This window comes from Kordia sp. (genome assembly GCF_022447245.1).
Classification (GTDB): domain Bacteria; phylum Bacteroidota; class Bacteroidia; order Flavobacteriales; family Flavobacteriaceae; genus Kordia.
Genome location: NZ_JAKVBC010000042.1, coordinates 24,039 through 40,682, shown reverse-complemented (window position 1 = coordinate 40,682; position 16,644 = coordinate 24,039). Strand labels below are relative to the sequence as shown.

The 16,644-nt window shown below is 30.0% G+C and carries 7 protein-coding genes and 2 pseudogenes; 7 read left to right on the top strand and 2 right to left on the bottom strand.

What is annotated here, in order from left to right; translation table 11 throughout:
* Positions 1 to 1,110: 1,110 nt before the first annotated feature.
* Positions 1,111 to 1,542, bottom strand: a pseudogene (locus MK119_RS24460) (hypothetical protein); the annotation flags it as partial.
* Between the two features lie 2,779 nt (positions 1,543 to 4,321).
* The gene (locus MK119_RS21085) at positions 4,322 to 4,486 is read right to left on the bottom strand and encodes a hypothetical protein (protein WP_290683091.1); all 165 of its coding nucleotides are present in this window, start codon (positions 4,484 to 4,486) and stop codon (positions 4,322 to 4,324) included.
* Positions 4,487 to 5,511: 1,025 nt separating this feature from the next.
* Here MK119_RS21085 and MK119_RS24455 point away from each other — a divergent pair.
* The 7 genes and pseudogenes from MK119_RS24455 to MK119_RS21065 all read left to right on the top strand — a co-directional run bounded on the left by MK119_RS24455 (position 5,512) and on the right by MK119_RS21065 (position 16,619).
* On the top strand, positions 5,512 to 5,760 hold the full coding sequence (locus MK119_RS24455; protein ID WP_366512854.1) for an HNH endonuclease: 249 nt from the start codon (positions 5,512 to 5,514) through the stop codon (positions 5,758 to 5,760).
* Between the two features lie 5,705 nt (positions 5,761 to 11,465).
* Positions 11,466 to 11,696: pseudogene (locus tag MK119_RS24450) on the top strand (phage terminase large subunit); the annotation flags it as partial.
* A gap of 429 nt (positions 11,697 to 12,125) precedes the next feature.
* Positions 12,126 to 12,299, top strand: a complete 174-nt coding sequence (locus MK119_RS24445) for a terminase large subunit (RefSeq protein WP_366512853.1) — start codon at positions 12,126 to 12,128, stop codon at positions 12,297 to 12,299.
* Between the two features lie 787 nt (positions 12,300 to 13,086).
* Positions 13,087 to 13,461: a hypothetical protein gene (locus MK119_RS21080; RefSeq protein ID WP_290683089.1), complete on the top strand. Its 375-nt coding sequence runs from the start codon at positions 13,087 to 13,089 to the stop codon at positions 13,459 to 13,461.
* Positions 13,462 to 14,705: 1,244 nt separating this feature from the next.
* Positions 14,706 to 15,116 carry a hypothetical protein gene (locus MK119_RS21075; protein WP_290683087.1) on the top strand — a complete coding sequence of 137 codons (411 nt, stop codon included), beginning with the start codon at positions 14,706 to 14,708 and terminating at the stop codon, positions 15,114 to 15,116.
* 91 nt (positions 15,117 to 15,207) lie between these two features.
* Entirely contained in the window at positions 15,208 to 15,627 is a 420-nt protein-coding gene (locus tag MK119_RS21070; RefSeq protein ID WP_290683085.1) for a hypothetical protein, read from the top strand.
* Between the two features lie 116 nt (positions 15,628 to 15,743).
* Positions 15,744 to 16,619, top strand: coding sequence for a hypothetical protein (locus tag MK119_RS21065; RefSeq protein WP_290683083.1), 876 nt, complete (start codon positions 15,744 to 15,746; stop codon positions 16,617 to 16,619).
* The last annotated feature ends 25 nt before the right edge of the window (positions 16,620 to 16,644 follow it).

Below are 16,644 nucleotides of genomic sequence, written 5' to 3'. Positions count from 1 at the left end.
ATACAACACAACTTTTCTTCATAATTCATCTGATTTCGTTCTTTTTTGAATTTCATAATATAGTATAATATAATAAATATATAGTGTTCTTAACGATATTTTCTAAAAAATCAAGTTATTTAAAAACTAAAAGTTTGTATTTTATTATCTTTTAATAAATTGTATAATTCTGGATAATCTGACTCAATTATTATTTCTCAAAATCAACACTTCAGTCATTTTTCATTCTCGTAAGGTATACCTACTACAACAAAACAAGATCATCCTAATATTTTTCATTTTTTAAATACTTTGTAGTCTAATTTATAGTTTCAAGTCAAGTTTTCATGTTCAAACTTTTTATCTGTAAGAGAATTTTTGCAATTTTTTTTTAATTTATCTGTCATTTTCACTTCTTTTAACAATTTTTTCTCTTCAGATAAATCTTTGATAAATTTATTGTAGAACTCTTTGTATAAATCACCTCAAAGTATGCTTAATTGCATTAGAAAATTTCCATAGCGTCATCTCTCATGCATCCAGTTGTATGTCTTGCCATTTATTATTTCTTTAGCTAACATTTCAATTTTTTCTCTATTCTCATGGGCTTTTTTATACATTCAAAGCATTTTGGTTGTTTTTAGTAGGCAAAGAAGGGACTAAATCTTTAAACGGAATACTGTCGTGTAAATCCTCTTTATGGATTAATCATTTTTTCACTAATTCATTAATTCTTTTCCTTAATCAGGATATATCATCTTTATGGAATTTTTTTAGTGGTTTTGTCTCTGATGCGTATTGGGTCATATATGTTTCTTCTCATACCATGAACCTTTTCTTTTCCTCAAGCATTCTATTGAGTGACACAACATCCATACATACAACAAGTTTTTTTTTTATACCAGAGTTGTAGTTGTTGTAAAATATTACTTGTGCATTCATTTAATATTATTCAAATATATAAAAAGATGATTTTTCTTGATCTTCTTTTGCTTTGTCGATTATCATATCAATATACAAAAATCAGTCCTTATTTTTTTTATTCAATTTCTTAATGCTCATAATGTTTTTTTTCCAAAAGCTATCATTTTCTATCCACTCCAATACATAATCAATAGTCTTTCAGTCATATCATTTTCTTTCCAGCTTCCTATACTCAGCATATTGATCTTGTATATACTTCTCACTTCCTACTTTATCTATAATAGTCCTCATAGACTTTTTGTTTTTATATGCTTGTGCTGTAAATTTCTTTACAGATGGTATAAAATCTGTCACCTCGCCAGAGGTTTCTTTTATTTCTTTCACAATAGTTACATTATTATCCTTATCCTTATCCTTATCCCTATCCCTATCCCTATCCTTATCCCTATCCTTATCCTTATCGGTATAGTTCGTATCCGATTGTATACGTTTGTATTCAATCGTATTCGATTGTATGCGTTCGTACTGTTTCGTATTCCGTCTCTTATCGACGTTCTCACGGTTCTTTTGACACTTTTTCTTATATTTTTTCTCGTCTCTATCAAACTGATTCTTAAATGTTATATAACAAATGTCAACTACTGGATCGTGAGAATCGTATCATTCTTGTTTGTGATAATCTCTAATTTTTCTAAATAATTTGCCTATTTGTTCATCAGACAATCAATCAAATATTTCCAAACTGTCGTCATGTATAAGATAGTTTTTTTTCATTTTTTACTATAAAATAAAAACCTCATAGCACACCGACCAAGGAAGCTATAAGGCTTTTACCGTTTGTTTATACACCGTAATGCATAACTTTCATAAGGACTGCCCCTCATTTTCAAACTCAAACGATGGTCGGTGTTTGATACACTCACTATAACAATTTACATAAATAATGCAACTATATCTGCCACTAAAAGCATAAACAATATTATAGCTACAAAACATGCAAATTGTTGTACTCAATTGTGAAACATTTTGGTTTCAGTAATAAATTAAAAAGGACATTGTTCTCTTCATGCTTCATATCAAGTTTGTAAAGCATGATCTATACATGAATGGATATCATCTATTTCATCGGTGGATATACATATCATCTTTTGTATCTGTTTTGTCAAATAAGGTTCTATTTTATTTTTAATGTATCAATTTATGAATCAATCTATTTTCCTTTCTAATTCATAATCACTTACTTTTTTTTCAATATATTCATCAATCTTTTGGGATAGATGCTTAGATACATTGGAGTTAAACTCGTTCATTCGTGATGAAGTAAAATTCTTTGACTGATTAAACATAACTTCTTCTCACATTTTCTGCAATTCTTTATTTATCTCATCTTCAATTTTTTGTTTTTTTATTGTGTTTATATCATCTTCTAGGCAATACCTCAAGTATCACGAAAGAGATTTGTGTCATTCAATGTTTTCTTTTATGTACTTGTCTATAACATCTTGTGCGTTAAAATCTATTTCTATCTTCATGATAATATAATAATAAATTAAATATTTAATCAGTAATTATTCTCTTTTGCTTTCTCTCGTTGACTATCTGTAAGTGGTCTTGTTCTGCGTCTTTTCTTTGCTTCTTTTGGTATTGGTACTGCATATTTTCGAGGATGTACATTATATGTTGTTCATGCTCTATACTCTTTTTCTCGTTGCCCTGCAACACAATAATTTGTTCAATTTTTATCGGAATATATAAAAATAGCTTTTTGCTTATCTTCTAACGCTTCTTGCTCACTTTTGTCACTAACATAACACCAATCTCATTCTTTAAGTTCTCTGCTACCGACATGTATGTCGTTACCATATTCTTCATAGATGTACGTTGAAGATCACACTTCATCAATAAAATCTGTAACTTTTCTTTTAGGCATTATATAATATTAGATAATAAAACTATAGCCATCATAAATAACATTAGTATAGCATACGCTATAACTCAAAACATAAAATTATCGTTCATCATGTCGGGGTATTGTTATAGTATAAAATATAATAGATAAAAATAATCACATTATAATCATTGAAACAATGCTTAGCCCTGCAATATTAGCTATTACTCATCCCATAACGCCTGCAATAAACATTCATACGTTTACTTGTTTTTTATTCATGTTCTCTAATTATTAGATAAAAAAAAATTATTCAAATAGTAATATACAATAAAAAAAACATTCAATGATAAAAAAAGTTTTCAATTATAAATTTTATTGTTATCATTTATATATTTATCTTATAAAGATTGATTATTGACTAAATCAATACAATTTTCGCAAACTGTGCATATATACGTTTTTATTTTGTTTCTTTCCTCTGGCGTGATTTTACCTCTTCAATGCATATAGTTTTTTATTCTGTCCAATTTAACCCTTGCTTTACGTGCGATTTTTGCAACTGGTATTTCGCACGTTCTTATCATTTCTTTAGTATACATAGCGTTTTTGTAATAATATTATAAATAAAAGGAACTCATAAAATTGATATTTCAGACGCTGTGTCTTCAACGTCTTTTATTGTCTTATAATGTCGCATTCAGTTTTTATAAGATTTAGCTTTCACTATTAACCTTGCGTATAAAGTTTTTTGTAAGTCATCACTATTCATATTGCAACAAATAAACAAATAAAAAACTCAAAAGGTATAGACTCTATAAATCAAATGGCATATTTAAATCTAGTCATAGCATTGTAGTTTGTATAAATTTATTTAATAACTCTACTGTAAAATTTGTTTTTGTCTGTTTTTATAAGTTTATGATATACGTTTTTGTATTTTTTGGGTATTTTTGCTTTGTTTGTTGTTTCTCAATAAAAATCGAACTTTTCGTTTGTCGTCATTATTAGGCTATACATTGCAAAATCTCTTTCTTCTTCCGTTTCGCATACATATACTCTTGTAATAGGGTTTTTTGCATTGGAATAAATGTTTGGATCTGTTTTCGTTCAATAAACATATGTCATAATAATAATAATATAAGGGTGTAAAATGGTTTTATATTGTCATGTTGTCGTAATAATCAATTGTTATTGGCGAGCATTGGTATTCTCAAAATGTAACAAATCGATTTTTATTCTTTTGAAATACGTTGATCCTGTAATCAGACAAGTATTCATTCATCTTGCGTTTTGTTGATTCGGTATACCGTCAATCTGTGTTCAATTTGATATCATCGTTTGTTTTGTCTTTGATAACAATGTGTGTATATTCGTATAATATACCTTCTTTATCCTCGGTTTCTCGTTTGCATGTGTTATGAGATAATCTCTCAATTGTTGCACCTTTTGGGCATAGGTCAACAAAATGTTGAAGTTTCTTGTAGTTGTTCATGATATTAATAGTATAATATAATAAATAGTGTGATATTATTTTTGTTCTGTTGCTTCTTTAAGCTCTTCTCGGTCTATTTCTTCAATGTTTGGCAATAAATCAGTAATTAATAAGTTGTCTATATTGTCATACATTTCTTCTAATAAATACTTGGCGTTCTCTACGTCTTCGATTGTTTCAGGGTTAAAATGCAAGTTCACAAGTCGAGTTGCTCTGTTAGTTCGTCAGTTGTAAGTCATAATATAATATATAATATTGTAAAATAGATGTGGATATGAGATAGCATTGGTTACTCTACTGGCAACTATAGCTTAATAGCTACCATCTCAATATCACGATGACAACGTTATATTTATATTTATTAATAAATCAATAGATTTTACACTAAAAAGTGTAATTATATCTTGTATTGTAGTTAGGAACTGTATTTTGGTGCTTACGTAGTAGCTCCAAATACTGAAATATATATAAAAACTGTTTTACTTAATTATGATGTTATATCTAATCTAGAAAAGAAGGGGGATTTCTCATTTAGCTTCATTTATAAACAAAACAACAATACATAATACACAATATATACTCTCAACTCTTACCCTCAACTCTTACTCTCAATTCATAGTCTCAACTCTTACCCTCAACTCTTACTCTCAATTCTTACTCTCAATTCTTACTATCTACCATTATTTCAATATTTCACACCCAAATTATAGTACTAATTCTAATGCTTAATTTCTTACAAAACACGCACAAAAAAAACCTAAAAAGGGATCATTTTTTACAAAAATATACAAAAAATACACAAGATAGCTGTGTATTTCGTAATTTATCAAATGTCAAGTTACAGGAACTACCTATAGTTTGATAGGGTTTCACTGTATGTAGAGTATAAAGTCCAACATATTGACAATCCGAACTAATAGTTGATATTACTAGGTTGTGTATTTAGTTGCGATAATTGGTATTATAGTAACTAAATGTGTAGTTGTCATCGATACTATGTAAAATATAGGGGGCATGGGGGGGGTGTCGCCTCGCAACATTTATATATATATATTAGTTACACACACACGCAGCAAAAACAAAAAGAGGCATAAAAATTTGTTTGTAAATTTTCTGTATATTTTTTTTGAGTACTAAAAAGGGTAACTAAGAAGTTACCGTTCTAAAGGTTGATTTTCTAAGAAACATATGTATATTATATTAATATTTACATTATAGAAGTGAGATGCGTAAGACGGTTAAGAAGAGGTTGCTAGAGGTACTGGATCATGTAGCTGCGTGTTATACGTATCTTAGGGATAATTTTGTATGTTGGAAATGTGGGAAGAGCAATATGAGGACTCCAGACATGCAGTATAGTCATATAATTTCTAGGGCACAGAATGGAAGAATGAAGTATTATCATAAGAATGCTAAGACGTTGTGTTTGGTGTGTCATAAGTATTGGCGGCATTTGAATCCAACATTGGCATGAGAATGGTTTCAGGAGAATTATCCTGAGTTAGATGCTGAGTTGAAGGATATGAATGCGAACAGACCATTGGGTTCTATAAAGTTACAAGTTTTTGAGGATCAGTTAGAGTGGTTTATTGAGCAATTATCCACTATGGACTGGCAACGTCTCTCTAAGCACGTTTGAGTAAAGAGGTATGGGGTTTTATGTAAGATAATGGGAAATAAAGAGGATCGAAGGAGTGTTGTTTATAAATAGTATTGATATTTTACAGTAGAATGTTTACAGTAAATATGAAACCATATAAAGCTTCCTTGTGATTTATTGCAATAGCACACTTATGGTAGGCGTTAGCTAGAAGTGTTAATGTACAAACTTGTGTTGTATCGATGGCGCGCTCGTCTGATAATAACTAGCAAAAGTGTTTATTCCCGCCTCTGGGAAAAACTCCAAAGCATAGCGTACGTATGTGATGGTGAAGAGCCGAAAGGTTCTTTTTTTTATTAAATAAAAAACTGGCATATAGCCAGCTTATCGATTTTCTTTTTTATTGTGGTATCTCCGTAATATGAGATTTATTATATCTTCTATTTTTTTGCCTTCGTGTAGTCAATACCTCATTATAAAGTCTACCGTTGCTTCTTTTATGTTTTTACCGTAGCACGGTAGCATTGTTGCTAAGTCTGTATCAAAGAATATTTCTTTGTAGAACATATATTTTCCTTTACTTAATCTATCAGTAATCTTAATTAGCCTATCACATCACGTATATTCTTTGTGTAGACTTTCTAAACTTTTTTTACTTAGATGCTCCATATTATTTATCAAACAATTTAAAACCTTGCTCATGTAGTAGTATAATCATATCTGCTAGTGCGTTTGGTATACTATCTGATGGTACTTGCTCTACATAGTCATCGTATATTGCGTATGACACCCAAAAGTTTTTATTGTGTTTTTTGAAAAAAAGGTGTGGGTTTCTTTCAATGCGTAAATAATGGTCTGATCATAAAGTTTCTGGCAACAAATCAATCATTTCTGCTACTGTTGGGGCTATAAGATAATGTTCATCATATCCATTTTCAGGAATCTTTCACTTTTGTCAAAAGTCTAGAGGGATAGAAAAAAGTTCTATTCAAGATCAAGCATAATCCCCATGGAAAGGGACAAATTCTCAGTCTTTTTGATTGTATTGCTTATGTGGTTTTCTGGTGTCTTTAAAACAGAAATATCAATAGTCTTGAGGATACCCTATATCTTTTAGTTTCTTACATCTTTCTAGTGATGGTGTGTTCATAATATAACTATATTATAAAATAAATCCTCTGTTTACTAGTTCATCATATGCATAATCAACACATTGTTCTAGTGTTCATACGCAGTCTATAGGTCGTGATTTTTCTGTATAATCTATCTTATAAGAAAGGTTTATGAATAATTTATACATATTTTTTCAATCTACTTTTCATATACTAACTATATGTAGGTAAGTATCTTCATTTATAATAGCTTCTATTTTTTCACAATACTCACCTGGATTAAGACTGATCTTTTCTATCTTTTCTAATGTATCCATTAGTCTATATTATCAATTAAATGTGGGTGCTAGTATTTGTTCCCTATTATTTATCAAACAATTTAAAACCTTTCTCATGTAGTAGTATTATCATATCTGCTAGTGCATTTGGTAATTTTCATACTGTTGTTTCTGTCACACAATACTCAATCTCACCGTTACTAAAATCTATGTCATACTTTTCTAAGTAAAATCAATCACATCCTTTCATTATCCTTAATCAGTCTAAAGAAATAAAGTCTTTTGTTATAATATAAATCATCTCTGCTACTGTTGGTTGGTGTAAATCTATCATAACTTTCCTTCTCATTCAGCCACCAATCCTATCCTCCATTATATATCAAGGTTTTTGAGGATACCCTATCTCTTTTAGTTTCTTACATCTTTCTAGTGATGGTGTGTTCATTATAAATCATTTTCACAAATAAAAGCTACTAATTTTTCTATCAACTCTCTATTCTCTTTGTATCGTTCTTTTCATCAAAACCTATGGTATAGTATGTCTAATATTCTTTTTTGTCTTGGTTTTTCTGGTTTAGTTAGTTCTGCTCGATTAATACACATTATTCTATATTATTTATCAAATGAGTAAAAATAGTCTTTTATTTGTTCTTCTGTATGGTATACACATCAATCAATCCCATAGCGATCTTCGTAAATATTTACACTAGTCCATCAAGGAGTTATCTCGGACATGCTACATGTCATTGTGTAGCAACTATATATCAAAAACATTGGTACTTCAAACATTAGTCTATATTAATTAAAATAAATACGTTCTTCTTCTTTGGTGCAATACCTTATTTCATCCTGTCCGTATCGACTACAAAGATTCTTGTCAGAATTGTAACAATACGAAATTGTCTCTTTTACTCAGTTTCAATCGTTTTTAGGTATGTGATTCTTTTTTATAGAGAATATTGTAAAATAAGTTATATTTACGGCGTCCCAAGTATGTGCTACTTTGTCTCATATCTTAAACTTTGGTATATTCATTAGTTTATATTATCAAGTAAAATTACTTTCTTTCTATTACATATGTGATAACAAGAGAACTACAAACTATAGTTACTGCATTTGTTATATCTCATTGACTTGCAAAGTATAAAGATCACAGTATTAGCAATACCATTGCTACGATGTCTTTTATTTTCATTAGTCTATATTATTAAGTAAATGTGTGTGTTCGTAACGGTTGCCAACAACTTCATCTTGCATCTTTCCATCTGCTCGTACTCTGTATTTAGGTGTCATTATCAACATAGGTTAGAAATGTAAAGGTCTGAGTTTATAGCTAAACATGCAATAATAAGAAGAATGGCTATCCCTCATCAAAGCAAGTAAGGTCTTGCGTCGTAAAAGTCTACTTCGTACAAAGTGTCTCACTGTACGTAGTCTATTCATAGTCCATCTAACATATCTATAGTTTCTTGTGTAACCGTTACTGTTTTATATTTCATAATAGTATAATTAAGATATTAAAACATCAATTTCCTCTTTTGATAAGTTTAGTTCCTTGAAGAATTCTTTTTCTTCTTCAGTGAACTCACACATTTTTCTTGCATCTTCGCAAGATAAAATTCAAGTCTGTCAAAATTGCCAATCTATATAACCATCGCAACAAAACGCATAAACACCATCTTTTCTGTATAAGTCTGAGTCTGACCAATCGTTAGGTTGGAACTGTATATAGTCGTACTTATCTTCTGATCGTTTGCTTCATCATCAAGGATAATAAATATTAATCTTTCAATGATACTTTTCGAAAATCTTTGTTTTTCGAAGTATTGAACCAATAAAATCAAAAGAAAAATCGTGATATACAAAAACCTTTCGCAAAGGTGTGTGTTCCAAAAAAGTTCACTTAAATCATTCATGTACGTCTGACATTTTTGTCATTCATATTTTATTAGATGATTTTGATATTTTTTTTTGTTCTACGTTTTTACATACTTTCTTGTTGAATCTTTCTCTTTGTATTTCATCAATTTTTTTTAACAAAATCTTGTCAACATATCAAATTCAGTGTACCATTTCATATTCTTCAGTTTTGTATTTAGATATCTCTACCTCTCAAATAAAAGTATCTTCAGTAACTGATCAATCTTTTATGTATCATATTCACTTTGTCATCTTTATAATTAGTTATAAAACAGCTTACTTAATTTACAGATATTCACCATAATCACATCAATGGAAACCACAAAACCAATGAAAGGCATATGTATCTCAATATGTACTTTTCTCTAACTCTCATACACAAGCCACATCAGGTCATCAAGGTCGTTTTTTAATTACTTTGTATTTGTTCATAATATATAGTTGTATAAATTTATTTGCATTTTTGTTCAAGGTAGTCTTTGAATTTGCATCAATTTTCATTAACATCGTTCATAATTGATTCTACTGTGTAACCTAAGGGTTTTGCAATGCTTGTCCTATGACATATATTACATTTGTCCTGTAGGTCACTTACTTCTGAAGAAAAAATATTTGTATTGTTAGATAATCAAACTATTATCATGCAAAGAACAAATATAAGTGTTTGTTTTCTTGTTTTCATATAAAAAATTACGTTGTAAACGTAAACTTTATATTTTTTTTTTACATAAAATCAAGTCTTTTTATAAAAGTGTTGCTTTTGAAGGGTATTTTTGTATACCATAAGTAATATTTATATCTTTTTTAAAAAATGAGTTATAGTTATGATAGAAAAATGAATACTTCTTCTATTATTGATGAGGTTTCCAGAAGACTAAACTTTAGTAAAGAAAAAACAAAAACTGTTATAGATGAATTTATTGAGGTTATGTCTATTTGAATAAAAGATGAGTGAAAAGTACTATTGAGATGATTTTGAACTTTTTATAAATCTATGTATACAGGTAGAGAGACTTTAGATTTACGTACTTGAGAAAGGGTTCATACTAATTCTGTAAGTGTTGTAAAATTTAAACCATGAAAATCATTAAAAAGAATAGTTAGATAATTGTTTATTATTAATTCTTTTATGTCTAAAAGTAAGTGAAGAAGTTGATACGACGAAAAGCACAGAGCTAAAATATGTTTATCTATGATATTGGAATTTCTTAGATTACATGATGAGTTCAGAAAAGATGCTTCTGTAACTTCTTTTTCTCTACTGTCGTTCCAGACTTGGATTACTGGAAAACTTTATAAAAGAAATTTGACTGATGCCAAAAAACAAAAAAATTGCAATTAGTTGATCTTGAATAACAAAAGATGTTCTTTTGTGAAAAAAGACAAGAGGCATGAATGGTTCTTGTCCTTTTTATAAGACTCCAGAAGCTCTTGCTAATAGAATTGTAGAATATTTTAACTGAGGAATGTGTTCGAGAAAAAAAAGAATAAAAGTTTGAAAAGATTCTTATAAGGAATTGTATGTACCTAATCCTTCTCTATGAGATCTTTCTTTTTTTTTGTGATTTAGGGACAAGAGTAGTTTATACAAGTATGCAAAAAGATCTGACGAGTTTGATTACCTAATTAAAAGAGCAAAGACCCTTATAGAAGTGGAATATGAGAAATTACTACATGAAAATCCTACAGCTGCTATATTTGCTCTTAAAAATTATTGATGGAGTGATGTTGTTAGGCATGAAGATGCTGATTGAGGTAAAATATCTAGTAACAAAATAGTTATAGAACATGTAGTAAGAAGAATATGAGAATGAAAAGTTATTAATTCAAAAGATTTAGATGATAATATCGTTGAATGAAACTTAGAACAGGAAATGTCTTCCACAAAAACATAGAGTCTGACAAAAAGATAAAGATTAATAGGTGAGGTACTAGGTCAGGCAAAACATATTCTATACTACAAATAATCTGGAGATGGCTTATTACTGGTTACCTAGACTCAGAAGTTAACACTGAAGATTGTGTTTTTTGAAAAAAATGAGAATTAAAACAGTATCCAGAATGAGAAGAGGAATCTGCTAGTTGGATATGTACTGTTGTTAGAAAGTTTAAGAGTGACTTAAAATCAACAGTAATAAGGGATTTTGAGCAGATAATAGTTGATACATGAACTGTTTTTCTATTAAACAAAGAACATAGGAACAAAACAGATAAAACTTACACCTACAGATGAAGAATGGTAGAGTTTATGTGAGCAGATGATCAAGAAAAAATTAAGGGTAAGCGTCGTGATATATTATATTGTAATGAAGCTAATGCTTTAACGTTCCAAGAAGAATTTTTCCAGTTGATAGTCCGTACTAATGACAAAATATTTTTAGATTTTAATCCAGATAGTGAAGACATTTGGATAAATACAGAACTAGAGCAAAAAAGAGCTAAGCAGGAAGGAGATGTTGAGGTAATAGTTAGTACGTATAAAGATAATCCTTTTATATGAGAATCTCTCATAAAAGAAATTGAGTCTTTAAAGGAAAAGAATAAAAGACAGCGAGAAATTTATTGACTTTGAAAATATGGTAAGCTAGAGGGTGTCATTTTTAGTAAGTGGCAAATAGTTAACGATATTAACCCTGAAACAGAATGTAAGTTGATAGGTTACGGTATAGATTTTTGATATAACGATCCAGCTGCAGTTGTTTGAGTCTATAAATGGTCAGATGGTATACTTGTTGACGAATTAATTTATTCTCCATGAATATTGAACGACAAATTATATGCAAAAATAATTTCTTTTGGTATAAATACATCTGAGAGATTTATTGCTGATTCTTCTAGACCAGATTCGATAGAGGAGTTATATTTATTATGATTAAATATAAGACCTGTAAAAAAAACAAAAGGTTGAGTTGAGTCTTGAATATGATTTATGCAACAAAAAAAAATATATATTACATCTAGAAGTACTAATATTATACTAGAATTTAGGAATTACTGTTGGGATCAAGATAAGAACGGTAACTTTTTAGAAACTCCTATAGACGAATATAATCATGCTATTGATGCTATAAGGTATGTATTTATGGAGTTGATAGATAAATGAAATAGAAGTAATTTTAAATCGTTAGTAAGTAATTGGATTGATTAATTATATATTGTATGTTTGAAATATAATTAAAAATAAATACTATTGACAGTAATTTACGTTTGAATTAGCCATGTATATAAAAAACTGGAAGAAAAACCAAGCTATTTCGGAAAAAGATATAAAGAGCAATAAAAAGTTAAGAGAAGAGATAGTAACGGAGTTATGAAAGTGCTATAACAAGTCTCAATCTGCTGTTTCTGCTAAATTAGAATTATATAAAAGAATAGATGATAAAGTTAAAAGCATGAACGCATCTGGCAAGATGACATATGATTTGTTGTTTCAGATGAAGAAAACCTTTGTTGCTATGTTTAAGAATGAGTGAATTTCTCCTGTTTATACTGAATCAGACTTTAATGACAGAGATGTAGCACAAAAGCTTAATAAAATAGTAGATTTTGACCAAAAGGTAATGAGGAAACATATAAAAGATAAAGAAATGTTGTATGATGTTTTTGATTATGGTGTCTGAATACGTATTCCTTTGTGATGGAACAGATCTAAGCAGGTAGTGGATTTTATTAACATAGATCCATTGTGTTGGTATCCTGATACTAATGGTAACGTTATGGATAATAACTTTGATTTCCATCTAATGAGTCGGTCAACTAGCATTGGAGAGTTAAAAAGCAAAGAGAGTGTGGTGTGATGATATTTCGATTTAGATGAGGTTCAAGCATGACAGACCCTTTCAGAACAGAGATCTAATTTAAGAAAAAAACAACAAAGGCTAATAACTCAGATGGACAGTTACAATGATCCAGTATATGTGTTAAATTGTTTTGTATGTATTAATGGTAGGAAGTATTTCTGTACATTAGCTAATGCTCACTCGAAGATAATTAAACGAGAAGAGATAAAACCATTAACACCTCAAGAAAAAAAGTATCCTGATACTATACCTTTCCCAGTTGCTATATCTAACTCTTTCCCACTGATAGAAGACCCATGGGGTATCTCATATAGAGAGTTAATGTATCCTACACAAATAACAATGACAAAGCTAATTAATGCTATGCAGATAAAAGAAATGCGTGAAGCAGGTTTTGATAATTATTTTGTTGATGTAAGAGCTATAAATAACATAAATGACCTTTTAGATAGAGCAGAGAGTTGACCTAAATTTATACCTGTAGATTCTATGCAGGGTCAAATAACTCAGCCAGTACAAGAATTAAATAATACAAACCAATCTCAGCAGTTTTTCCAGTACATACAAAAACTAGCAGAGGATACTACGTGATTAACTGGTATAGTAAGATGACTGAGTCCTGATACAAATACATTATGAGACACTGAATTGCAATTGCAAAGGTCTAATGTTGTATTTGATGTAGATGCTGATAATCTAATGATTTGAGAGCAAATGTTTTGGGAAGTAATTTATATGAGATACATGAGGAAACATGTAAGAGATAATTGATGAAAGAAAGTAACTCAGCTATTAGATGATGATTGAGAATTATTGAAAATAACAGAGCAAGATTTTATCTCTGGTTTGAATCCTACTGTAGAAGTATTTTCAAGTAAGAAGAGAAGAGAGGATAATATGAGGAAACTATCTAATATGCAATCTATACTTCCAATAGTTCTACAAGATCCTAATGTGTCACCTATATCAGCTAAGATGTTTAAACGTGAAATGTATAGAAAAATGTGATTTGACGATGCTTTTATAGAAAGTATTGAACCAATGGATAGCAGCGAAAGACATTCTTTGATGATGAAAGAAATGATTAGCTCTTGATTAAAACCACAGAACATTTTTATTCCTTGATTGGATTTGCAAACTCTTTGGATATATATTAATTCTGCAATCAATAATGAATTAAAATTTGAAGTATTATCATTTCTCAACACATTAATGATAAGGGAGTGAGTCGATAAGCCAAAACCTGTTTGAGAATGATTAGAAATGACATGAATAGCTAATAGTATGGCAAGTCAAGCTATGACAAATAATATAGTTAAAACAAATGAGTCTTTAGATAATAAGGCAGCACTATAATGACAATTTACCAATTGTTTAATGAGAAAAAATTCCAAGATATAATTATAAATAGAATTATAAAGGAAAAGGAGGTTTTTAAATCAGATATTCTTTTTAATTTAAAAAAAGAATCTAGGGAGGTAATTTATACTGAATTAGATTTAAAAAGATTACTCGTTTTATATCTAGATGACTTTTTGTCAGTTCTAGGTAATGACTTGGTTTCATCAGCATGATGAGACGAAAAAAAACTCTCTGAATACCACAAACTTGCAAAAAAAATTATTTTTGATAAATTAGAGTTACATAAGCCACGTAAGGGCGGGCAATGACAATAAGACCTATTGTATTTATTATTAGTACGTGATCACATGGAAAAAGTCGACGAAAAGGATGTTCAACCTCAAAACGAACAAGATTTATCTTCATTAAAAGAAAAAGATGCCGTACAAAAAGACGACAAAGAAGAAAATGAAGAAGAAAAAATAGCTAGATTGGAAGAAGAAAACTCTTCTTTAAGAAAGAAGAATGAAAAACTTCTAAAGAAAAAACACAAAGCTATTCAAAGAAGACAGCAGGAAAATGAAGAAAGAGAAGAAATTGACTTAGAAGCTCATACTAAGGAAGTGCTCCAAAAAATTGAGATGGAAAAGGAAATATTGTCTCTGAAGCCTGATGCTAACATTGAAGCGATCAAAACAATCGCTGATGTTAAAGAAATGAGTCTTATGGAAGCAGCTAAAGATGTCTATGGTGACTTCACTTTGCCGAATACAAGATGACAAAGGAACGAGCCAGAGAATGGTTATAGTAGCTTACAGGAAGATATTAAGAAAAAACTATTTTGATAAGTTTTAATTTGTATTTATTTAAATGAGCTTTCAACTTTACACACCAGGTAGAAGTATGCCTGATTTGTCAGATCTTATCGCAAAAGATCCTGCAATTACAGATAATTTGATCGGTAAAATGATTACTATCGACCCTGCAACAGGTTTAGCTATTGAAGCTACTGCTGCATCTACAGAACTAGGTTTTTGTGTATCAGATAACGGAGAAGATATACAAGTTGTCGCTGATGCAGAAGCAATCTATAAAGGTAACGCAGATGCTCCTTTTGCTGCTATAAACAGAAATACTGAAGTAGATCTAGTTATTAATTCAGGAGTTCAAGAAATTGACCTTGGAGCAAGTACAACGGATGTATTCAAAGTATTATCTACAAAAAAAGCTGGTACAATCGGTGACACTACAGATGTACTTGTAAGAATCAATAAGCTAATCGCTGTATAATTTTATTTATTAATTAGTTAACTAATATGTTTGGAACTAACCAAGATATTCTAAGTTTTTGGAATTGATATACAAAAGCTACTAAACAAGTTATTGATAACACATCAGAGTACCCTATGGGTAAATCGGACTTTGCAGTTCTTTCTAGAGTAGAAGATACTACTGAAATTACTGAAAGATTTGTTTCTATTACTGGTCTTTCTGTTGCTGAAGACGTTGCTGAGGGTTCTAAGATACCACAAGGTAAATCTGCTAAAGGTTTCGTTACAGAACTATCTCCAATTAAACAAGCTGTTTCTTTGGACTACACACGAGAATATATGAAAGGTGTTATGGATAACACACAGAAACTAGAAAAACAATACCAAGTAGACGTAAGAGACAGACTATCTGCTGTATACAACAAGTTAAATACTACTGTATTTGAACTTATTAACAAAGGTTTTACTGACACTCTATCTCCAGATGGTGAATTGCTTTTCTCTGCTAACCATCTTCTTAGCCCAGAATCTGCTATCGAGTTTGATAACCTACTTCCTGCTGCTGCTCCTTCTGTTGAAGTACTAGACGAAGTAGAAAAAAGATCTAGAGGTTTCGTAGATGCTATTGGTAGACCAATGCCATTTAACACAAAAAGAATTTTGGTGAAAGACGGTGGTAAGGCACACCAAAAATGGAAAAAAATCTTAGGAGACAATGTTTCTCTACAATATAAACCAACAAAAATCGACGCTATCAATGAAGGTGTTAACCAACAACTAGGTAACGGTCGACAAATCATACCATCTGTATATGTAGAATCTGATACTGCATACTACTTTATGGCTGATTTTGATTCACAAATGATGGTAAATCCTATCTATACAGGTTTCCACCAAAGACCAACAATGGACGGTGAATTTGATTACGATAAAAGAACTCAACTGTATTCTGTTCCTTTCTTTGATTACTACAAAACTGGTGTAGTTAACACTCCAGTAGGAATGTATTGAAGTCAAGGTGCTTAATCTTTATAAT

Excerpts from the sequence above, each read along its gene's own strand:
- MK119_RS24455 (WP_366512854.1), top strand. The coding sequence starts at position 5,512 with ATGCGTAAGACGGTTAAGAAGAGGTTGCTAGAGGTACTGGATCATGTA.
- MK119_RS24445 (WP_366512853.1), top strand. The coding sequence starts at position 12,126 with ATGCAACAAAAAAAAATATATATTACATCTAGAAGTACTAATATTATA.
- MK119_RS21080 (WP_290683089.1), top strand. The coding sequence starts at position 13,087 with ATGGACAGTTACAATGATCCAGTATATGTGTTAAATTGTTTTGTATGT.
- MK119_RS21075 (WP_290683087.1), top strand. The coding sequence starts at position 14,706 with ATGGAAAAAGTCGACGAAAAGGATGTTCAACCTCAAAACGAACAAGAT.
- MK119_RS21070 (WP_290683085.1), top strand. The coding sequence starts at position 15,208 with ATGAGCTTTCAACTTTACACACCAGGTAGAAGTATGCCTGATTTGTCA.
- MK119_RS21065 (WP_290683083.1), top strand. The coding sequence starts at position 15,744 with ATGGGTAAATCGGACTTTGCAGTTCTTTCTAGAGTAGAAGATACTACT.